The sequence below is a fragment of the Agrobacterium tumefaciens genome (genome assembly GCF_005221385.1).
GTDB lineage: Bacteria > Pseudomonadota > Alphaproteobacteria > Rhizobiales > Rhizobiaceae > Agrobacterium > Agrobacterium tomkonis.
Window position 1 is genome coordinate 1,080,293 of sequence record NZ_CP039904.1, and the last position, 21,361, is coordinate 1,101,653.

The following is a 21,361-nucleotide window of genomic DNA, read 5'->3' on the forward strand; positions in this document are numbered from 1 at the left end:
TCATTGCACCTAATGTGTACTTTAAGTACACAATTGCTTGACGTCCTGTCTTGTCCGTGCAATCTTCGAGTTATCAACATCAGGAAGCTCGGAGTTACGCGATGGCGAAGACCGTTAAGAGCAGTCTCTATGAGGATCTGAAGCGGCAGATTCTGACGATGGAGCTCGATCCGGACGCGGATCTCGATGAAGTGTCCCTGAGCGAACATTACGGCCTGTCCCGGACGCCCGTGCGTGACATTTTTCGTCGGCTGGCAGGCGAGGGATATATCGATATTCGTGAGAACCGGGGTGCGCGCGTCATCCCGATGAACCACACGACGCTTCGCAACTTCTTCCAGGTCGCGCCGATGATTTATGCGGCGATCGGGCGGTTGGCGGTGCAGAATTTCAAACCGGCTCAACTCCTCGATCTGAAGGAAACGCAGGAGCGGTTCCGCAAAGCCAGCGGCGACGAAGACGCGCTGAGCATGGTTTTGCAGAACAATCGTTTCCACGAGATTTTCGGCGAAATGTCGGCCAATGCCTATCTGCAACCGAGTCTCGGTCGTCTTCTCATCGATCACGCGCGCATTGGCCACACATTCTTTCGGCCGCGTAGTGCAGACATGAAACGACGCCTGCAGTTGGCTGTCGAGCACCATGACAGTTTCATCGAGGCGCTGGGCGCCCATGATGAGGACGCCGTTGTTGATCTCGTCTTCGAACATTGGGAGCTGTCGCGCGAGAACATGGAGATGTTCATCGCGCCGCAGGGCATCAAGGCGGATGCGATGCTCGGCGCTCCGGCCACGCAATCACTGGAGAAGTCATCGTGAAGTTTGAGGGTATCTACACCCCGGCGATAACGCCGCTCGACGAGGGCGGCCAGATCGACCGGAAAGCATTCGCCGCAGTGCTGGAATCGCTGATCGAGGCGGGTGTTCACGGTATCATCGTCGGCGGTTCGACCGGTGAATATTACGCCCAGACCAGCCAGGAACGGTTTGATCTCGCAGCTTATGCCAAGGAGGTCATCGGCACACGGTTGCCGTTGATCATCGGGACCGGTGCGACCCGCACCGAGGATTCGATCGAATACGCGAAGGCCGCCAGGGAAATCGGCGCAGACGCAATCCTGGTCTCGACACCGCCCTATGCGCTGCCGACCGAGCGGGAGAATGCGGTTCACGCGCTTGCCGTCGACCGCGCGGCCAATATGCCGATCATGCTTTACAATTATCCGGCGCGCATGGGCGTGATGATGGGTGAGGAATATTTCTCGCGCGTCGGCAAATCGAAGAATGTCGTCGCCATCAAGGAAAGTTCTGGCGAGATGGCGAACCTTCATCTGCTCGCCCGGAAGTTTCCGCATATTGCCCTGTCCTGCGGCTGGGACGATCAGGCGCTGGAATTCTTCGCCTGGGGCGCCAGAAGCTGGGTCTGCGCCGGCTCGAATTTCCTGCCGAAAGAACATGTCGCGCTCTATGAGGCCTGCGTCATCGAAAAGAATTTCGACAAGGGGCGCGCGATCATGACCGCAATGCTGCCGCTTATGGATTTCCTTGAATGTGGCAAATTCGTTCAGTCGATCAAGCATGGATGCGAGATCATCGGGCTGACGGCCGGACCGGTCCGCGCGCCGCTGCGGCCGATGAATTCCGAAGAAAAGAGAACCCTTGAGACCGTTGTCGCCACGTTGAAGCGGACGGTCGGTCAGATCACGTCGGGAGCCAATCGTCATGCATGAACCGTTGACCGCCGCCGAATATAAGGCGATTGCCGCCGATCTCCAGTTTCCGGCGGGCGCTTTCATCGATGGCGCATTTCGTCCGGCCAGTTCCGGCAAGACATTCAAGACCAAGAACCCGGCAAACGGCGAAACGCTTGCAAGGATTGCCGCATGCGACAGCACGGATGTCGATCTCGCGGTTCTCAAGGCACGCGATGCATTCGATGACGGTCGCTGGCGTCTGCAGCATCCGGGCGAGCGAAAGACCGTGCTTCTCAAGCTCGCAAAGCTGATCGAAGAGAACCGTCACGAACTGGCGGTCATGGAAAGTCTCGATAGCGGCAAGCCGGTGCGCGAGTGCCAGACGGTCGATATTCCCGATACCATTCATACGTTGCGCTGGCACGCTGAGCTGATCGACAAGCTCTATGACAACACCGCTCCTGTCGGTTCCAATGCGCTGACCATGATCTTGCGCGAGCCGATCGGCGTCGTTGGATGTGTATTGCCATGGAACTTCCCGCTGCTGATGCTGGCGTGGAAGATCGGCCCGGCGCTCGCCGCCGGTTGTTCCATCGTCGTCAAGCCGGCGGAAGATACGACACTCACCACGCTTCGGGTTGCGGAACTCGCCCATGAGGCCGGAATTCCAGCGGGTGTTTTCAACGTCGTCACCGGCAACGGCAAGGATGTGGGCGAACCTCTTGGCCTGCATATGGATGTGGATATGGTCGCTTTCACGGGTTCGACGCCGACAGGCCGCCGTTTCCTGCGTTATGCCGCCGATTCCAACCTCAAGAAGGTCGTACTGGAATGCGGAGGCAAGAACCCGGCAGTCGTCCTCGATGATGCCGAGGACCTTGATCTGGTCGCCGAGCAGGTCGTCAACGGCGCCTTCTGGAACATGGGCGAGAATTGCTCGGCCACCTCGCGCCTGATCGTCCATTCGAAGGTCAAGGACGAGCTTCTGAACAGGATCGGCGCTTATCTGCGCGAGTGGAAAACGGGTGATCCGCTTGATCCCGAAAACCGCATCGGCGCGCTGGTCAACAAGGCGCATTTCGACAAGGTGACTTCATTCCTTGAGGACGCCAGGGCGGAGAAACTTTCGGTCGTCCATGGCGGCGGCACACAGAACGGCGCCTTTGTGGAACCGACCGTCGTTGATGGTGTCGCGCCGAAAAGCCGGCTGTTCCAGGAGGAAATCTTCGGGCCGATCCTGTCGGTGACGACGTTCAACACGCTGGCCGAGGCTGTTGCACTGGCCAACGACACCAATTACGGACTGACGGCTTCGGTCTATACCGGCAGCCTGCGCAACGCCATCAAGCTGTCGCGTGAAATCCGTGCCGGCGTCGTCACCGTCAACTGCTTCGGAGAGGGCGACGCCAGCACGCCATTTGGTGGCTACAAGGAATCCGGTTTCGGTGGCCGCGACAAGTCGATCTTCGCTCACGACAATTATTGCGAACTGAAGACGATCTGGATCGACGTTTCCGAGCGCTCCGTGGATGAGACGGTGAGATGACAACAGGAACCGTGAGGCGTCTTCCAGTCGAAAACGGCGCCTCCGGTTGGGAGGCGATCAGCCAGCGCCCTTTCCCGCTTAAAAAGCTTGAGAGTGTCGTATCGGCCGATTGGCTGGTCATCGGCGCGGGTTTTGCCGGCCTTTCGGCCGCCCGACGTCTACACGCTCTCCGTCCCGGTGAAAAAATCGTGCTGGTGGATGCGGGTGAAATCGGCAAGGGCACGTCGGGCCGTAACTCCGGTTTCATGATCGATGTTCCGCACAATCTCTCCGCAAGCGAATATTCCAGCGGCGGAGCCGAAGCGACGCGGGTGGAGATGGCGCAGAACCGCTTTGCTATTGCTTTCGCGAAAGACGCGGCTCAGGACTACGGAATGTCGCGTGAGACCTTCGATCCCGCCGGCAAGACCAATGCGGCCGCCACCGGGCGCGGAATGAAGCTGAATGCGAATTTCGGCCAGTCGCTGAAGGCGGCTGGTGAGAAGCACTTATTTCTCGACGCGCAGGAAATGCGGGAACTCACCGGGTCGAGCTATTATCTCGGCGGGCTCTATACGCCGGGAACAGTACTGATCCAGCCCGCCGATTATGTGCGCCAGTTCGCCGCCGGTCTGTCGGACAAGATCGATATTTTCGAGTGCTCGCCGGTCACATCGCTCACACGAAAGGATGGAAGGTGGATTGCCTCCTCTCCGTCCGGATCGGTCAATGCGACAAAGGTTATTCTCGGCGTCAACGGACATATCGACGATTTCGGCCATTTCGGCGGTCGGCTGATGCACATCTTCGCCTATGCATCCATGACGGCGGGCTTCCCCGCTGGTGAGTTTGGCTCTTCGGTTTCCGGTCGGGATCGCTGGGCGTTGCTTCCCGCAGACGCCATGGGTGCGACCATTCGCAAGATCACCACCAATGGTGTTTCGCGGATCGTCATCCGCACGAAGTACACCTACGAGACGAAGGTTGCCGTCGGTGAGCACCGGATGGCCAGGATGAAAGAGGAGCATCGCCGTTCGCTCGATGCCCGTTTCCCGGAACTGGCGCAAATCGGTTTCGAACATAGCTGGGCCGGGCGTCTCTGTCTCAGCCGCAACCATGCACCCGCCTTCGGCGAGGTGGAGGAGGGGCTCTTCTCCGCCTGCTGCGAGAACGGTCTTGGAACGGTGAAAAGCACTCTGGCGGGCATGATGGCCGCCGATCTTGCGACCGGGACGACGTCGCCGGAACTTAGCCGATACATGGATCACCCGCAGCCTTCGCGAATACCGCCCGAGCCGTTTGCATGGCTGGGCATCAACGGCGTGATCCGATTGCAGGAATTGCGTGCAGGCCGCGAGGGTTGAACCTTCGCCGCGCAATAAGAGGCTCGCGTCCGGCGCGGCTTCAATAAAGATGGGAACAAGAAACCAGGAGTAAGAGCGATGAAGACGATGTGGAAGGCGCTTTGCGCCGCCGCCATGATTGGAATGAGCATGCTTCCCGCCCGTGCGGAAGAGAAGACCATCAACATGGGCACGTTGTCCTGGGAGGATCTGACACCTATTACCGGCATCACCAGGAAGGTCCTCGAAGATTCCGGTTATACCGTCAAGGTCACCGAATTCTCCGAATGGGGCATCGCTTATGCCGCTCTCGCAAAGGGCGACATCCAGGTTCTGGCGTCGCAGACCGACTATGTGGCCCAGGATTACTGGAACAAGAACAAGAACCGCCTCGAGAAGATTTCGCCGGTTTCGCACGGTCTTTATCAGGGCATCGCGGTTCCGAAATACGTGCCGATCGACAGCCTCGAACAGCTCAATGAGAACAGCGACAAATTCAGCGGCAAGATCATAGGTATCGAGCCGGGCTCCGGCCTGATGAAGGACGCGTCGAACGCGGTCAAGGATTACGGCATCAAGTTGCAATTGGTGGAAGGCAGCACCGCGGCGATGACGGCGGCGCTGAAGTCGGCCTATGACCGCAAGGAATGGATCGCGGTGACGGTCTGGGAGCCGTCATGGATGGTCCAGAAATATGAAGTGAAATATCTCAAGGATCCGAAAGGCGTCTTCCCGCCGCCGCAAGGCTATTACTGGATCGGCCAGAAGGGTTTCTCCGCTGATAATCCGCACGCCCGCGAAGTCATGGCCAGCGTCTACGTGCCGATCGCCGATATCACAGCGATCAATGGTGCGGTCAAGGACGGCAAGACCATGGACCAGGCCGTTCAGGACTGGATCGGCGCCCATGCCGACCTGATCAAGCGTTGGGAAAATATCAAGAAGAACTGATCGCGCACTCGCCGCCCGGCACCGGTCGGGCGGCTTTTGTCAAAGCAACCAGAGAAGCCAGCATAATTGGCTCAAGGGAACCGCCATGAAAATCGACGCTGCTCAATCGAGCGAAATCCTGATCGACTGCCAGTCCCTCTGGAAGGTCTTCGGCGACAAGACCGGCGCCGCGATGCGATCGATTGCCGAACGCGGGCTTGGCAAGAAGGAAGTGCTGCAGCAATTCAACTGCGTTGTTGGCGTGAACAATGCCAGCCTGCAGGTTCGGCGCGGCGAAATCTTCTGCATCATGGGGCTTTCTGGCAGCGGAAAGTCGACGCTGATCCGACTGCTGAACAAGCTCATCACGCCCAGCGCCGGCAAAGTGCTTGTCAAGGGACGGGACGTTGCTGCCCTGTCGCCGTCCGATCTGCGTGAAATGCGGGCGAAGAACATCGGCATGGTGTTTCAGAACGTGGCGCTCCTGCCGCATCGGACGGTGCTTGAAAACGCCGCCTTCGGCCTTGAAGTTCAGGGCATACCAAAGACCGAGCGCAACAGCACCGCAAAGCAGGCTCTCGAGAAGGTTGGTCTGGCTGACTGGCTTGAGCGATACCCGGCTGAACTGTCGGGCGGAATGCAGCAGCGTGTCGGTCTTGCGCGCGCTTTGGCTTCCGATCCCGAAATCATTCTCATGGATGAGCCGTTCAGCGCGCTTGACCCGCTGATCAGGCGGCAGCTGCAGGACGAATTCCGCCAGCTGACAAAGCAGCTCGGCAAGTCCGCAGTATTCATCACCCATGATCTCGATGAGGCGATCCGCATCGGAGACCGCATCGCGATCATGAAAGACGGCGCGATCATTCAGACCGGGACTGCCGAAGACATCATTCTCAATCCGGCGGATGATTATGTTGCGGAATTCGTGGCCGGCATTTCCCGCCTGCATCTGATCAAGGCGCATTCGGTCATGCACAGTGTCAGCGACTACAGGAAGGACCAACCGAATTCGGACCTTTCGACGCTGGTGCGCACGACGCCGGACGCCGACATCGATGAGCTGATTTCGCTGACGATGCAGTCGGAACGCGATGCGATCGCCGTGGTCGATAACGAGCAGGTCGTCGGTATCGTCACCCCCCGCAGTCTCCTCATGGGCGTCAAGGGTTCCTCCAACAACGACCGCGCGGCGGCGTGATCTTTACTGGAGCTTCGTGAAATGGACACTTCAGGCTTCACAGACGCCTTCGATGAATGGACGGATGCAACGCTGGAATGGGTGAGCGAGAATGGCGAATCCCTTTTCGATTATGTCCGACTGGTTCTTGAAGGTCTCTATAATGGTATTCTCTGGCTGCTGGAGCTGCCGCCGTTTTATCTGGTGGCGGTCCTCGTGGCGCTGGTGGGCTGGCGGCTTGTCAATCGCTGGTTCGCGGTTCTGAGCGGCCTTGCTCTCATGCTTTGTTACGCCATGGGTCTCTGGCCGGAAACCATGAGCACGCTGGCGCTGGTGCTGACCGCCACCGTGCTGGCGCTGGTCATCGGTATTCCGATTGGTATTGCGGCGGGTTTCTTCACCGCGCTCGACAGGTTCATGGAGCCGGGGCTGGACCTGATCCAGACGTTACCGCCCTATATCTATCTGCTGCCGGCCATTGCGCTCCTTGGATACGGCCCCGCCACGGCGCTGATCGCCACCGTCGTCGTCGCTATTCCGCCTGCGATCCGGTTGACCTCGCTCGGCATCAGAATGACACCCAACGAGTTTCTCGAACTGGGCGAGGCAATCGGCATGACGCCGCGCACGATGTTTTTCAAGATCCGCCTGCCCTTTGCGCTTCCGAGCATCATGGCGGGTGTCAACCAGAGCCTGATGATGGCCTTCGGTATGGTGGTGATCGCAGGCATCGTCGGTTCCGGCGGGCTTGGCGAGACGATCTATGGATCGATCCGCACGCTCGATATCGCCACATCGATCAACGGCGCGATTGCAATCGTCGTCCTGACGATGGTGCTTGATCGCATTACCCAGAGTGCCGCCCGTATCGGGGCAGGGAGGACGTGATGGCTGATACAACGCTGCAGTTTTCACCCGGTGCCATTCTGGCTCCGGCCGTCGACTGGCTCAACACCAACCTGCATCCGCTTTTTGCGGCAATCGGTTATGTGGTGGAGGCCGTCCTTTCCGCCCTTGAGGCGACGCTGCTTTCGGTGCCGCCTTATGCTTTGATCGTGATCGTTTTTATCGCCGCGTTTTTTGCCGTCAGCGTCAGGGCGGCGATCCTTGCCGGCCTTTGTCTCGGCTTTTGCCTGCTTGTCGGCCTGTGGACCGCATCGATGCAGACGGTGGCACTGGTCACCGTTGCCGTGCTGATCTCAGTCACGATCGCATTTCCGATCGGCGTCCTGTGCTCCCGGCACAAGACACTGGAAGCGATTGTTCGCCCGGTTCTCGATGTCATGCAGACGGTGCCGCCCTGGGTCTATCTGATCCCCGCCGTGATGATCTTCAGCCTCGGGCGCGTGCCGGCGATCATCGCGACGATTGTTTATGGCATCCCGCCCATGCTGCGATTGACGACATTGGCTTTCAACCAGGTGCCACGGGAGTTCAAGGAGCTTGGAAGCGCCATCGGTGCGCATCCTCGCTCGGTGCTGTGGAAGATTGAAATTCCGCTCGCCAGACAGACACTTCTCGTCGGACTCAACCAATGCATCCTTCTGTCTCTGGCCATGGTGGTGCTTGCCGGTCTTGTCGGAGCGGGAGGGCTCGGCGCGGAAGTCACACGTGGTCTGACGCGAATGGAGATGGGTCTTGGCCTGCGCGCCGGCCTTGCGATTGTCGCCGTCGCACTTCTTCTCGATCGGTTGAGCCGGGGTCTGCTTGATCGCAACACGGTCGCGAGACCTGCACTGGATTGAGGAAAGCTCCGTGAGACAGTCGTTTTTTTGCATCGATGCCCATACCTGCGGAAATCCGGTCCGCCTTGTCGCAGCCGGTGGGCCGATGCTGCCGCATCTGCCAATGGGCGAGCGGCGGGAAATTTTCATTCGCGAGCATGACTGGGTCCGTCGGGCGCTGATGTTCGAGCCAAGGGGGCACGACATCATGTCTGGTGCCATCATATATCCCGCCCATCGTGAGGATTGCGATTTTGCCGTCCTTTTCATCGAGGTCAGCGGCTGCCTGCCGATGTGCGGCGCCGGAACCATCGGGGTTGTCACCGCGGCCATTGAAGAAGGCCTGGTGAAACCCCGCACGCCGGGTGTCGTTGCAATCGAAACACCCGCAGGCAGGGTAGATGTCACCTACACGATGAAGGATGGTTTCGTTGACGCCGTCCGATTGCATAATGTCGCGAGCTACCTTCATCAAAGCGACATCGAGGTCGATGTCCCCGGTGTCGGACAGCTTGTCGTCGATATCGCCTATGGCGGCAACTTCTACGCCGTGATTGAGCCCCAGAAACACTGGGAAGGTTTCGAGGGAATGACCGCATCGCAAATTATCGAATACAGCCAGAAGCTTCGTCATGCTCTGGAGATGGTTTGCAATCCCCTCCACCCCGATGATGGGCGCATCAGAGGCGTGCATCACGCGATCTGGTGTGACGCGCCCGTCAGCAGCGGTGCCGATGGCCGGTCGGCGGTATTTTATGGCGACAAGGCGATCGACAGGTCTCCGGGCGGCACCGGCACATCCGCGCGCATGGCGCAGCTCCACGGAAAGGGACGTCTGCCGGTCGGTTCAACCTATAGAAACGAGAGCCTCATCGGCACGATCTTTGAGGGGCGTGTCGAAAGCGCGGCAAACATCGGTTCGTTTGAAGGGATAATCCCAAGCATTGGCGCCTGGGCCCGTGTCATCGGACACAACACGATCTATGTCGATGATCGCGACCCGCTCGCCCACGGGTTTCAGATTTCGTGAGTGGGTGAGGCAACGGCGAGGGGAGCGAGGCGATGCGTCCGGAACAGCACAAGGAGGGTGAGGCAACGGACCAGACAAACCGGCTCAAGGTCGGCTTCGTGCTGGCGCGCTCATTCACGCTGTCTGCCTTCGCGATGTTTGTTGATACCCTGCGCCTTGCGAGCGACGAACAGGATCGCTCGGGACGGGTAAAAGCCGACTGGCAGGTGCTGGGCAGCACTCGGCACCTCATCATTTCAAGCTGCGGTGTGCAGGTTGCCCCGACATCGGATTTTGTCGATCCCACCCGGTTCGATTATATCGCCGTCATCGGCGGATTGCTGAACAGGGAGGATCCCGTCGATCATGAGACGATCGCGTTTTTAAAGCTTGCCGATGCGAGGAAGGTTCCCTTGCTCGGCATTTGCACCGGCACGTTCATTCTGGCCGAAGCGGGGTTGATGAAGAACCACGACGTCTGCGTGAGCTGGCTTCATGCCAAGGCGTTCAGGGAGCGGTTTCCCGGACTGTCAGTCCGGCCTGACAGGATATTCAATCTGGATAGACGCCGGGGTTCCTGCGCCGGAGGCAGCAGCGCCGCCGATATGGCGGCGGCTCTCGTACGGCGCCACATCAGCCCCGATGCGGAGCGAAACGCCCTTGAAGTGCTGCAGATCGAGAAGGCGCGCTCCCATCTGGAAATCCAGCCGCGGCGACCGCTCTACGAGGAATACAGGGATTCGCGCCTCAGGGCAGTCATGATCATGATGGAGCAGCATCTTGACGGTGATATGCCGATCGCTCAGCTCGCGGCATTCGTGGGGGTGACGCGCCGGCAGCTGGAGCGGATTTTCGAGAAGGAAGCGGGCATTTCGCCGGCACGGGCCTATGTCCGGGTGCGTCTTGAGCGCGCCAAGGTGCTTCTCACACAGACGAAATTGCCAGTGACCGATATCGCGCTCGATCTCGGCTTTCACACGGCCTCGCAATTTACACGCTCATTCAAGAAAGAGTTTGGGCAGACTCCGTCCCACCTGCGTTCGGCTCTTTTGGGAGCGAATTGACGTCACGCCGGAAGCACTGACGATCGATTTTTCAGTTGTTGCAAGAAGGGGAGACGGCATCTTTGTATGTGATGCCGTTCACCCCTGCCGGCCATTAGCGGTCGATGACAAGATCACTCAGTGGTCGCGAACAGCAAGGCAGAAACATTCCCGCATCGATCTCGCGTTGCCGTATCCCGCCATTGTGGTTCATGTCGACGGTGCCGGATACCAGCTTCGATTTGCATGTGCCGCAAACGCCGTTGGAGCAGGACGAAGGCAGGCGAACCCCGGACTTTTTTGCTGACGACAAAACGGTCTGGTCGCTTCCCACTTCAATGTTCCGGCCCTGCTTCTGAAATTCAACCTGCCATACCCTGCTCGCCAGGGCCTCCTCTGCTGGAAGCCCCGGTTCATCGATCACTGCCGCGTCGAAGCTCTCTTCGATATAGTTTTCAGTTGGTACGCCGAGCGCCGATGAAATCGAGCGGGCTGCCGCCATGAAAGGCGCCGGGCCGCAGCACATGACGGTCCGATCAGCAATATCGGGCACGGCAAGCTTCATGAAATCGGCTGTGATGCGGCCGGTCAGACCCGGCCATGCAGGTTCACCAAGTACTGTCTCGGGAAGAAAATGCAGCCGCAACCCCTTCATTCGGGCGGCAAGACAGTTCAGTTCGTCGCGAAATATCAGATCGAGCGGCGTTCGCGCCGCGTGCATGAAGACGATATCTGCGGGTTCGCAGCGATCCGCGAGATCGCGGAGGATCGACATCACCGGGGTTATTCCCGAACCGCCGGAGAGAAGAAGCAGTTTGGAAGAGAGGGCATAAGGGCGGATGAAGTGCCCAAGCGGGCCTTGCGCGCTTACGGTCATGCCCCTTGCCAGATTGTCGTGAAGCCAGTTCGATATCCGACCGTTCGCCACGCGTTTGACCGTGACGCTGAAAGCATTCGACCGGTGGGGCGAAGACGAGATGCTGTAGCAGCGCGCTTCGGCATCGTTCCCCATCGGAAAATCGAAGAGAAAATACTGGCCGCCTTCGAAATCGAACCGCTTGCCGTGCGGGGATGCAAAGGTGAAACTCTTCACATCATGGGTTTCCTGATGAACGTCGATGCAGACAAGCGTGTCGTCATGCTCCGGATCCCAAACGCCGCAATCTGCAACCGCACCGCTTTTCCTTGTTGCGAGATCAATATCCATTGGCGCGCATCCGGTCGATATACCACGTCGCGAACTTGTCGAGATTGGTTTCGGAAAAACGGGAATAGGGGCCGGGCCGATAGGCGGGATCAAGGGCGCCTGCGTGGGAGCGGGCGACCAGATCCGCATCCTGATCGGTGGTCGCGATCCACACATCGGTCAGCTTGTCGAGATCATAGTCGACGCCTTCAACGGCGTCCTTGTGAACTAGCCACTTCGTTCGCACCAGGGTTTTTCCGGCTGAGAGCGGAATGACGATTGCAACAACCGCATGGTCTCCCATGAAGTGGTTCCAGGAATTGTGTCCCCAGAGGTGTGTGTCGCCCAGATCCTTCCGGCTCATGTGGCCGAGAAGCCTGGCGGAAGCGGCCGTCGCGTCATGGGTCTGGGATTCGCCGGCGCCGGAAATGATCAGACGCTGCGTTCTGAAGTTGGTTGCGCAATCCGTAAGCTGTTCGACGGCCGAGGAGGGAAATCCATCCGTTTCCCATGCCCTGGTTCGCTCTTCATAAAGCCGGAAATGTTCTACCGCCTGCTCCCGGTCTTCGGCGCTCAAGGTCTCCGGGTCGAAACCGAAGTCGAGATCGACGAAAGAAACGCAGAGTTCCGGATGGTTTGCCGAGCAATGATAGCACTCGCGGTTGTTTTCCATCGTCAGCTTCCAGTTGCCATCCTCGATGACGTCGGTCTGATGTGCGATCTTCGCATTTCGGATGTCATAGGGGGCGAGACGCTCCGCCATCGTCCGCTCGAGGAGGTCGATGTCTTCAGGCGGATTGTCGGAAAGACAGACATAGATCAGGCCGCCGATCGATTTGAAATTCACCTGCCTCAGGCCGTGACAGTCCTTGTCGAAGTCCTTGCCCATATGCGGCGCATAGCTGAGCTCGCCGGTCAGTTCATAGGTCCAGGTGTGGTAGGGGCAGACGAGCTTCGAGATGATCGTGCTGCCCGCATCCAGCAGACGCGCACCACGATGGCGACAGACATTGTGCAGCACGCGGATTTCGCCTTCGTCGTCCCGCAGGAGGATGAGGCTGGTCCTGCCGATGTCGACTACTGTGGCGTCACCGGCTTCCGGAACGTCGCAGTCGAGACCCACACAGATCCAGTGCTTGTGAAAAAACACCTCGATATCGGCGTCGAACACGTCGTCGCGCGTATAGAGACCGGCGGGCAGGGAGTGCCCGTTGGTGCGGGCATCGAGCAATGACGAGATGGATGATGCGAGCTTGTTTAGCATGATATCCCCTGATGTTTATTTCTATGGAGATTGCGCTTGCATCCCTTGGTTCTCAACAGCATTAATTCTTACGTTGACATAATGAAATGTAATGCAAAGAGGCTATGATGCAGTTTCGCAGACGCCTGCCGTCGCTTACGGCGCTGATCATGCTTGAGGCGGTTTTGCGTCGGAGAAGCTTCACCGCTGCCGCCGGGGAACTTGGCGTTACCCAGGCGGCGGTCAGCAGACAGATCGCCCTGCTGGAGGGTGAGCTGGGCGTGCCGATGTTTATTCGTAAGCACCGGGCAATCGAGCCCACGGCTGCTTGTGAGGCTCTCGGAGCGTCACTGGCGCAAAGCTTCGTCAACATTGCTGAGACAATCGATGCCATCAAGGGATCGGCGAAAGACATCGTCACCATTGGAGCGACGGTTGCGTTCTCGTCCTTCTGGCTGCTCCCGCGCCTTGCCGATTTCCGCGCGCAGAACCCCGGAATTCAGATCCGGGTCGTTTCACAGGATACGCGCATCAATCTTGATGACGGGGATATCGACATAGCGATCCGGTACGGTGTTCCTCCGTTTAACGACGGAACGGTCATCGCATCGTGCGACGACATGCTTATGCTCGTATGTTCACCCGGTTACCTGGAGAAGCGCGGAAGGGGAGGCTTGGTCGCGTCGGATGATCTGATAGAAACGGATGTTGAGGACAGGTCATGGCTTTCATGGAGCCACTGGTTTTCCAACCTCGATGTCCGGTTCGAAATAAAGCCGACGCTGCGCTTCAATCATTACACCGAAACCATTTTTGCTGCACGCGAAGGGCAGGGCCTGGCGCTTGGCTGGGGGCTTCTTGTGAAGACTTTTCTGGACGACGGGACGCTGGTGCCCTTTGATGACACCCGAATGGCTTCCGGCGCTCGCTATAACGTGGTCCTGCCGATCAAATCGAGAAGGACAATGGCGATCGACCGCGCGGCCGCCTGGCTTACCGCAGCGCTGCATGGGTAAACGGGGCGGCACATCGCTCAGTAATTGACCGTCACAACGACCGTATCGCTGTAAACTCCCGGTGCCGGTGTATTCTGCGCCGGTACACGTCCATAGACGGTCAGTGTCTGTAGGCTACCGGTTCCGGTGCCGGTGGCGATTTGGCCAGCCGCACTTCCCCAGACATTCGTGCGGTTGACGTCGCGATAGAGCCCGTAGGTTATTGATCCGCCCGCCAGTACCATCTGGCGCGAAGCCGGTGGGCTGTTGCTCAGGCCGCCGTTGAGGGCGACGCTGTAATTCAGGTTGCTGGTACAGGTAAGAGCGATGGCCCCGGTCGCATCGACTGCGGTGTTGAGAACGCCGTGACTGCCGAAATTGATGTTTTGCGCCGAGACGATGCAGGTCGGCGATACCGCAGCCGTAACGTTGAATGGCACCTGTGTCGGGTTCTGGGTTACGTCGGAGCAGTTCGGGGCCAATAAAAGGAATGACGTATAGGTAAAACTGGTCTCGGCGCCGGCAAAGCTGGAGAGGTAGGGGCCGCGCGCGGCAGCGGCCTGACCGGCGGTGATCCTGCCATAAACGGTACGGCTCGTGCTGTTAAGGAGGAGGGGCAGCGCCATATCGATAGGCGGAGGTGATCCAAGTGCGGGCTGGGTGACCGATCCCCAAGGCGTTGTGCGTCCGGAGTTCTGATATAGCTGATAATTGAGGATGTTACTGCCTTGCAGCATCCGTCGGATACCGCCCGATTGCCCACCGCTACCGGCGTTGATGTTGGGGCAGATGCGGACGGAAAGCGCCAGTGACAAAGGGTTGGAGCAGGTGACCGACAATGTTGCGGTGGTATCCACGGCGCTGCCGCTTGTAAGGTTGACGAAGCCGAAACTCATGTCCGACATGCTGAAGCTGCAGCTTTGCGCCAGAACCGGTGTCCCGAACAGGAAAGCGGTGATGGCAAGGGCAGCCCGGGTCAGAACCTTCATTGAACGCTCCTGCATATGGCTTCAAGGGTGGCGCGTGTCTTGGCGGCAGGGGACACGGTAATCTGCGCTTCGCACTCTCCCTTCGTGGGTTGCGTGATGGCAAGCCGATGTGTTTCGCCGATATTATCAAGATAGGCCTGTCCGTCATAACCGACGATGAAGTCATGCTCACCGTCTATCTTGCCGGTCGACCCGGTTTCGATAAACTGGCCGCTTTCATCCTTCAGCGTCACCAGCGCCACCTGCCCCTCGGTTTCCACCTTGAAGTTGACGACTGCTCCGGCGCGCTCTGTCGGCGTGACGGTTTGTTTCGTTGTGTCGATGCGGGCATCGACGGGAAGATTGCTGGGGTCCAGCGTAATGTTGTTGACGTCATAGGACCGCAGGTTCGGAAGCAATATCTTTCCGCGTCGGTTCGTCTGGCCGATGGGGCGGTTCTCCAGCAGAATATCGACGCCGGGCGCGCCCGCATCCACGACGGCGAAGGCGTCATCGATCCGGTTTCCAATAAAGACATCGCCGCCGGCCAGCGCTATCGATCCGTCGATCTGGGCATAGGCCTGTGTCGTGCGGTTGAATTGATCGACGCCGGCCGACACACGTGCGACGCTGCCGCGATAACTGCCGGAGGCGGAGGCGATATCGTTGCCGCCCATCGAACCGCGCAGGCGCCAGCCATAACTTCCCTCCGCCTGTTCTTCGGATTTTCCGACTTCGGCCGTCAGAGAATATCCGTCCGCATCGGAGGACATGCCGGCCGAACCGGAGACGCCGCCGCCGAACGACCAGGAGAGACCGGCATAGATGCCGTAGGAATTGCTGTCCTCGAGGTCCTTATAAGCGGTGACGAAGATATTGCCGTTTTCGCCGAAGGGCCGCGTGGCGGAAAGGCCAAGCAGCCGGGATTTTCTTTCATCGAAAGTTTCCAGCTGTGTGTAGGAGAAGTTAAGGCTCGTCTCATCGAAACCAAGTTGCGTGGAAACGGAAATCTGGTCGAGCGCGCGCGGCGGCCGCGCGCTGAGCAGGCCGGCTATCGTGCGGACTTTCGATGTATCGGCGGAAACGGATGCCATATCGTTATAGTCGCCGAATGTCCGTTGCGAGCGTGCGTTCAACCGTATTCCGAGCAATTCGGCTTCGACATTTGCGGAAAGCTGATAACCGCTTTCCGCGTTAAAACGGCTCGATGCGCCCGAAATCGCCGCCCGCCCATGGGCTCCAAGCGTGAAGACGCCGCCGAAACCGATATTGTAGAAATCCTCACCGCCTTCCGCATGGCCCTCCAATGTCAACCCGTCCGACAATCCATAACGCACCGTTGCAGAGCCGAGAGGCCTGTCATCATAATCGAAAGACGAGGCGCCGTAATTGCGCCGGGCAAAGCCAAGCTCGGCCGAAAAATCGATGAGACCCTGCGCGAGCAAATCCGGCGAGGTATAAAAAGGCGTTTCGGACACGGTTTCGCGCCCCAGCGCATCCCGCACCACCAGCCTTGCATTGCCCGCACCGCTGATGACCGGCAGATTGGTGATGGAGAATGGCCCCTCGGGAACCTCCTGCGACAGGCGGCGGATATTGTTGACATAGACATCGACGGTGGAGGGCACCGCTGCGGAGCCTGCAAATTCAGGCATCGGCATGGTGACGATATCCGGCCGCAGATCGAAGTTTCGGCGGATCTGCACGCCGCCCAGCCGCGTCGGACGTGTCCAGCTCAGCCCCCCGGTGATCAGGTCTCCGGCCCGGTATGTCGTCAGGCTGTCCTCATCGGAGTAGCTCCAGGTGGTGTCGAGGCGCTGGGTGTCGAATTGCGACAGGCGGGATGTGCTCAAGACCTGAGACGAAGACAGCACGCCGAGCGGGCCGAACACACGGCTTTCCAAAAGGGCGGAGACACCGTTGAAATCGGTCAGATCCGACCATTTGTTGCCACCGGACGAGCCGTAGATCGTGTAGTTCACCAGACCTCCAAAATCGCTTGTGGCCCTGTCCTGCACGTCCTCGTCTTCCTGCTCATCGCTCCTGCCGGATGCGTCGATGACCTTGCTTGCCCGTGCCGCCGTGGGCAGGGCGAAATGGACCGACTGCGTGCTTTCATCATAACGCGTCACCACATCCGGCAGCCTGGAGACATCGATCCAGCCATCATCGCCTGCAGCGCTTTCAACCGGCGAAATCCCGATGTTCTTCAGCTGCTCCGGTTCGATAAGAAGCGACCCGGCGTCGTTTTGACGAAATGTGGCGATCAGTTCCGTTGAAACATCATTGATATAGACTTCGAGCTGCAATGGCCCGGCTTCTTTTGCGGCAAAAGAAGTGGGCTGCGTTGCAGGGGGCAAATCCTGCGCCACGGATAAACTGCTCGATGAAAAGATCGTCAAACCTGCAATCGTCAAAACGGCAAGGTCAGCCGCCGTTGACGCGCGCCGTCGCATTGACGGGGCCGCCTTCGCTCTCAGCCGAAATCTTCAGTGTGCCACCAGCTTTTTTGCCGCCGGTTGCCGGAACAAGAAAGCTTGCACCGGATTTGCCGAGCACATAACCCACCAGACCCTGCTGCTGGGCAATCGCTTGCCCGTTGCCGCCCAGAACTTTCAGGTTGGCGATCCGTATCCGTTTCTGACCATTGTTGGAAACGGATACCCTGTAACCTTTGCCCTGCCGCGTTATCGACCAGACCGGCTCGGCATCGCCTGTGGAAGCGGGCGAAAAGAAAACAGGTATGGAGTGGCGAACGACCAGATTGACCGTGCCAGACTGGGGTCTTCCCCCAGAGGGCAATTCGTCCACAATGACGCGATAGCTCTCTTCCGCCCTGATGGGTGTTTTGGAAAGCCGGACGATACGGATAAGGTTCTCGGCGCCCGGTTTCAGCTGCGTCATCGGCGGGCTGGCGACGACGTCCTCTGCCGCAGTATAGACGTCTGAGCCGTTTTGCTGGGTCCAGCGAAATATCCTGACCTGAACGTTGATGGGCGTTCTCGCATCATTCCATATGCGCAGGCTGGATGCCGCTGCCGGTGCCCTTAAATCCAGAATGACTGGTGAAACCCGCAGAGATGCGGCGTGTGAAGGTGAGACACTCAAACCGGCAATAAACGCAGCCGCTAAGGTAAAAAGACGCATGCGCGATCCTCCCTATGGCGATCAGTAATTGAGCGTGGCCGTCACCGTATCGGTATAGACGCCGACCGCGGGTGTCGTCTGGGCAGGTACGCGCCCATAGACCGTGAATGTTTGCGGCGCTCCGGTTCCCGTTCCTGTCTGGCGATCCGTCCCCACGGTATTGCCCCAAAGCGTGGTATGTGCCGCAGTCGTATAGAGCGAGTATGCAATGGTGGCACCCGCCGGGGAGGTCATCAGACGGTTGGCGACAGTGGCGCCTGAACCGGCGCCGGCGCTCAGGCCAAGGCTGAAGGGTGTGCTGGAGGTGCATTGAACGACGACCTGACTGGTCGCGTCAATATTGCTGCTGATGACGCCATTGGTGCCGAAGTTCAGATTGCCGGCCGAGTTGATCTGGCATGCCGCCTGAATGGTGATTTGTACCGTGAAGTTTGAAGTGGCGACCTGCGCCATGCCTGATGACGGCGCAAGGGCGAACGCCGCAAGTGATAATAGGTAGCCTGATGTTGCGAACTTCATGCTCTCTCCCCAAGCGGCTGCGCTGCTGATTTCCTCGGTCACAACGCAGGATCACCCCAATAGCGGGTAATTAGAATAATCTAATACTCGCTTCGATTTGGTTAACAAATCCTTAACGGCGGATCCTAGAAAACTACAGGATGAGATACAGTATAAAGTGCAACCGTAAATTCCATGGAATTCGCGGATGCGAAAATAGATAAACTCGCAGAAAATGTTATATAATCAGTAGCTTGTCCATTTCCTCGCAGCGAGGTTCGATGTGATGGTGCACATTTGGATGAAGACGCAGGATCGTGACCCCTTGGCCGATGCCCATATAGGGAGCTCTTATTCCTGACTTTCGAGTCGATAGCGGCTTCCGGGGTATAATAGCCGTACCGATGTTACCGCACGGCTGGAAGACCACGTTCGCCGCCGAACCTGCAGGCAGGGTTCGTGCCGGCCGATCGCCAGCAATTTGCACTCCCATGGTTGGGGCGCTGCGGCTTCTATGAACTGTTCGGTCCGGGAAATCGGCGCCAACGCCGTCAAATAGGCATTCGGGGTCATGGAGCTGAAATCCTGCCGCAGATAGTCTGGAGCGACTGCGGCATTCACGAAACGATCTTCCAGCTGGATCGGAACGTCGTCTTCGTGATGAACGATGATCGAATGGAAGATTTTCGCACCAACGTCGATCTCCAGCGCCGAGGCAAGATCGGGACCACATACTTCGGTCTGCGCCAGGATCAGGCTGGCCTGGTGGGAAGAGCCCCTTTCCTTGATCTCGTCGGCGATGTTTCGCACACCCATCATGCCGGCGCTTCTTTTTTTCGATGCGACGAATGAACCGCGTCCCTGAACGCGCACGATAACACCTTCGGTCGCAAGCTCCCGCAGGGCACGGTTTGCCGTCATTCGGCTGACGCCCAGCATCTCCACCATTTCGTTTTCGGAAGGGACCCGGTGGTGGAGGGGCCATTCGCCGCTCGCGATCTTTGCCTTGATTTGCGTTTTCACACGCTCATAGAGCGGCAGAGACGGATACTCGCTGGATGTTGCGAGGTCGCTTTCGATCACGGACGGCATTTAAACTCCCTGAAAATCGGCAGATTGCCTAAAATATAACCAGCATTTCGGACGCATGCAAAATATCATCTTTGCACTTGCTTGTCTCCTAAAACCATGCAAAGTTACATATACAACTTGTGAAGCGTCGATGGGGAGTTGAAAAGTCGATCTTTTGCGGGCGCATTTTTCTCGTAAGTGGCTGAGGTGAGGATGTTTGCATGCCGACCCGCTCCGAAAGGAAAATGCAGGCTGGCTCGCCGATATTGGGAGAAAGGGCTGTGAATGCGTGGCTGTGAACCGTTTACGGCTCTGATGCCTTGCAGGCGAACACATAGGTTTCGGCGCAAGAAGGCTGGATTGGCAGCGTTCAGGATTCGGACAACGTCGGTTTTTCAGTTGCTCTTCCAGTGCCTTTCCGGCTTGCCGCCATTCTTTAGCATTAAAGCTGTTTCAGCAAAGTTGTATAGTGAACTTAAGGGGAGTTACTTTCGTTGTGGCATAAAACTCCGATGCTGCGGGCAGGGAATAGGTGTGTTGTTCGGACCTGCTCCAAACCGTCCCGCTGACCCGGCGAAAGGTCGATATTCCTTCATCATATTTTCAGGGAGATCCTGCGCCGGCACCGCATGAATTTGTGCCGACAACATGCCAACCATCAATCAAAAAGGGGAATAAGATGTTGAATGCTAAATTTAAATTCGCGCTTGCCGCCACGGCCCTGTTTGCGGCGCTGCCCTTGGGCTCGGCCCATGCAGCCAGCTATTGCGGCGAGGGAAAGACTGTCACTTTTGCCGGCATCGATTGGGAAAGCGGCGCCTTCGTTACCGAAGTCATGAAGGCCATTCTGTCGAAGGGATATGATTGCAAGGTCGATTCCATTCCCGGCAATTCGGTGACGCTGGAACAGGCCACAGCCAATAACGACGTTCAGATTTTCGCCGAGGAATGGATCGGCCGGTCCGACGTCTGGAACAAGGCCGCTGCCGCAGGACAGGTTACCTCGGTCGGCAAGACCTTCGTCGGCGCTTCCGAAGGCTGGTTCGTTCCTGAATACCTGATCAAGGGCGACGCGACAAAGGGCATAGAGGCAAAGGCCCCCGACCTGAAGAGTGTCGAGCAGCTTTCCGATCCGAAGATCGCTGCCCTTTTTCAGGATCCCGAAGAGCCGTCCAAGGGACGTTTTCTCAATTGCCCTTCGGGCTGGACCTGTGAGGGTGTCAATACCGCCAAGCTCCAGGCTTACAAGCTCGACTCGACCTACGTGAACTTCCGCCCGGGTACGGGCACGGCGCTGGATGCGGGGATCAGCGCCGCCTATCTTCAGGGCGAGCCGCTGCTGTTCTACTACTGGAGCCCGACCGCAATCATGGGCAAGTACAAGCTCGTGCAGCTTTCCGAGCCGGCCTACACCGAAGCCTGCTGGAAGGACCTGACAAGCGCCGATGGCAAGCGGGAGGCGGGATGCGCTTTCCCGGCGGTTGAGGTTGCTTATGGCGTCAACAGCGACTTCGCCAAGGCTGCGCCGGATATCATCGAAATCCTCGGCAAGGCGACCTTCCCGCTTGAGGAGGTCAATTCCAGCCTCGCTTATATGGTTGACGAAAAGGCCGATGCCGTGGCCGCAGCGACGCGCTTCCTGAAGACCAAAGGTGACATCTGGGGCGCATGGGTGTCGCCGGAGGCCAAGACCCGTATCGAAGCCGCGATCAAGTAGCAATCACGGGGCCGCATGCTGGATTGGCATGCGGCTTTTCTTTTCCCGTCAGAGCCGTGACCGTCGGGGACGGAAGACGGCAAGTGCGAGGA

General features: G+C 58.3%; 19 protein-coding genes. 12 read left to right on the forward strand and 7 right to left on the reverse strand.

Features of this window, described 5'->3' with window-relative positions; translation table 11 throughout:
* Positions 1-101: 101 nt before the first annotated feature.
* The 10 genes from CFBP6623_RS20165 (at position 102) to CFBP6623_RS20210 (ending at position 10,465) form a co-directional block, all read left to right on the forward strand.
* The gene (locus CFBP6623_RS20165) at positions 102-818 is read left to right on the forward strand and encodes a GntR family transcriptional regulator (RefSeq protein ID WP_046801950.1); all 717 of its coding nucleotides are present in this window, start codon (positions 102-104) and stop codon (positions 816-818) included.
* The gene (locus tag CFBP6623_RS20170) at positions 815-1,729 is read left to right on the forward strand and encodes a dihydrodipicolinate synthase family protein (RefSeq protein WP_046801951.1); all 915 of its coding nucleotides are present in this window, start codon (positions 815-817) and stop codon (positions 1,727-1,729) included. The genes CFBP6623_RS20165 and CFBP6623_RS20170 overlap by 4 nt, the downstream gene beginning before the upstream one ends.
* A complete protein-coding gene (locus CFBP6623_RS20175) occupies positions 1,722-3,239 on the forward strand; it encodes an aldehyde dehydrogenase (protein ID WP_046801952.1) in 1,518 nt (505 codons plus the stop codon). Before CFBP6623_RS20170 ends, CFBP6623_RS20175 begins: the two co-directional genes overlap by 8 nt.
* Positions 3,236-4,582 carry an NAD(P)/FAD-dependent oxidoreductase gene (locus tag CFBP6623_RS20180; RefSeq protein WP_046801953.1) on the forward strand — a complete coding sequence of 449 codons (1,347 nt, stop codon included), beginning with the start codon at positions 3,236-3,238 and terminating at the stop codon, positions 4,580-4,582. The genes CFBP6623_RS20175 and CFBP6623_RS20180 overlap by 4 nt, the downstream gene beginning before the upstream one ends.
* Positions 4,583-4,660: 78 nt before the next feature.
* Positions 4,661-5,512: a glycine betaine ABC transporter substrate-binding protein gene (locus CFBP6623_RS20185; protein WP_046801954.1), complete on the forward strand. Its 852-nt coding sequence runs from the start codon at positions 4,661-4,663 to the stop codon at positions 5,510-5,512.
* A gap of 85 nt (positions 5,513-5,597) precedes the next feature.
* Complete coding sequence (locus tag CFBP6623_RS20190; protein ID WP_046801955.1) at positions 5,598-6,689, forward strand: quaternary amine ABC transporter ATP-binding protein; 1,092 nt, start codon at positions 5,598-5,600, stop codon at positions 6,687-6,689.
* A 21-nt stretch (positions 6,690-6,710) separates the two neighbouring features.
* On the forward strand, positions 6,711-7,556 hold the full coding sequence (locus tag CFBP6623_RS20195) for an ABC transporter permease (protein WP_062654435.1): 846 nt from the start codon (positions 6,711-6,713) through the stop codon (positions 7,554-7,556).
* Positions 7,556-8,413, forward strand: a complete 858-nt coding sequence (locus tag CFBP6623_RS20200) for an ABC transporter permease (RefSeq protein WP_046801957.1) — start codon at positions 7,556-7,558, stop codon at positions 8,411-8,413. The genes CFBP6623_RS20195 and CFBP6623_RS20200 overlap by 1 nt, the downstream gene beginning before the upstream one ends.
* 10 nt (positions 8,414-8,423) lie before the next feature.
* Complete coding sequence (locus CFBP6623_RS20205) at positions 8,424-9,422, forward strand: 4-hydroxyproline epimerase (RefSeq protein WP_046801958.1); 999 nt, start codon at positions 8,424-8,426, stop codon at positions 9,420-9,422.
* 32 nt (positions 9,423-9,454) lie between these two features.
* Positions 9,455-10,465: a GlxA family transcriptional regulator gene (locus tag CFBP6623_RS20210; protein ID WP_046801959.1), complete on the forward strand. Its 1,011-nt coding sequence runs from the start codon at positions 9,455-9,457 to the stop codon at positions 10,463-10,465.
* Between the two features lie 94 nt (positions 10,466-10,559).
* Here the strand turns inward: CFBP6623_RS20210 and CFBP6623_RS20215 are convergent, their stop codons facing one another.
* Together CFBP6623_RS20215 and CFBP6623_RS20220 are read right to left on the reverse strand one after the other, a co-directional pair.
* On the reverse strand, positions 10,560-11,651 hold the full coding sequence (locus CFBP6623_RS20215) for an FAD-binding oxidoreductase (RefSeq protein WP_046801960.1): 1,092 nt from the start codon (positions 11,649-11,651) through the stop codon (positions 10,560-10,562).
* The gene (locus CFBP6623_RS20220; RefSeq protein ID WP_046801961.1) at positions 11,641-12,894 is read right to left on the reverse strand and encodes an aromatic ring-hydroxylating oxygenase subunit alpha; all 1,254 of its coding nucleotides are present in this window, start codon (positions 12,892-12,894) and stop codon (positions 11,641-11,643) included. Before CFBP6623_RS20220 ends, CFBP6623_RS20215 begins: the two co-directional genes overlap by 11 nt.
* A gap of 107 nt (positions 12,895-13,001) precedes the next feature.
* Here CFBP6623_RS20220 and CFBP6623_RS20225 point away from each other — a divergent pair, with 107 nt between their 5' ends.
* Positions 13,002-13,889, forward strand: coding sequence for a LysR substrate-binding domain-containing protein (locus CFBP6623_RS20225; RefSeq protein WP_046801999.1), 888 nt, complete (start codon positions 13,002-13,004; stop codon positions 13,887-13,889).
* Positions 13,890-13,906: 17 nt separating this feature from the next.
* On the opposite strand, the gene CFBP6623_RS20230 is transcribed toward CFBP6623_RS20225, so the two are convergent.
* The 5 genes from CFBP6623_RS20230 to hutC all read right to left on the reverse strand — a co-directional run bounded on the left by CFBP6623_RS20230 (position 13,907) and on the right by hutC (position 19,573).
* Complete coding sequence (locus tag CFBP6623_RS20230) at positions 13,907-14,857, reverse strand: Csu type fimbrial protein (protein ID WP_046801962.1); 951 nt, start codon at positions 14,855-14,857, stop codon at positions 13,907-13,909.
* On the reverse strand, positions 14,854-17,292 hold the full coding sequence (locus tag CFBP6623_RS20235) for a fimbria/pilus outer membrane usher protein (RefSeq protein WP_046801963.1): 2,439 nt from the start codon (positions 17,290-17,292) through the stop codon (positions 14,854-14,856). Before CFBP6623_RS20235 ends, CFBP6623_RS20230 begins: the two co-directional genes overlap by 4 nt.
* Positions 17,264-17,983, reverse strand: a complete 720-nt coding sequence (locus tag CFBP6623_RS20240) for a fimbrial biogenesis chaperone (RefSeq protein WP_046801964.1) — start codon at positions 17,981-17,983, stop codon at positions 17,264-17,266. Before CFBP6623_RS20240 ends, CFBP6623_RS20235 begins: the two co-directional genes overlap by 29 nt.
* A gap of 21 nt (positions 17,984-18,004) precedes the next feature.
* Positions 18,005-18,502 (reverse strand): Csu type fimbrial protein, encoded by a 498-nt coding sequence (locus tag CFBP6623_RS20245; RefSeq protein ID WP_046801965.1) that lies wholly within the window; start codon positions 18,500-18,502, stop codon positions 18,005-18,007.
* 330 nt (positions 18,503-18,832) lie between these two features.
* Entirely contained in the window at positions 18,833-19,573 is a 741-nt protein-coding gene (gene hutC / locus CFBP6623_RS20250) for a histidine utilization repressor (RefSeq protein WP_046801966.1), read from the reverse strand.
* 658 nt (positions 19,574-20,231) lie between these two features.
* On the opposite strand from hutC, the gene CFBP6623_RS20255 reads away from it, so the two are divergent.
* The gene (locus tag CFBP6623_RS20255; protein WP_046801967.1) at positions 20,232-21,269 is read left to right on the forward strand and encodes an ABC transporter substrate-binding protein; all 1,038 of its coding nucleotides are present in this window, start codon (positions 20,232-20,234) and stop codon (positions 21,267-21,269) included.
* Positions 21,270-21,361 lie beyond the last annotated feature (92 nt).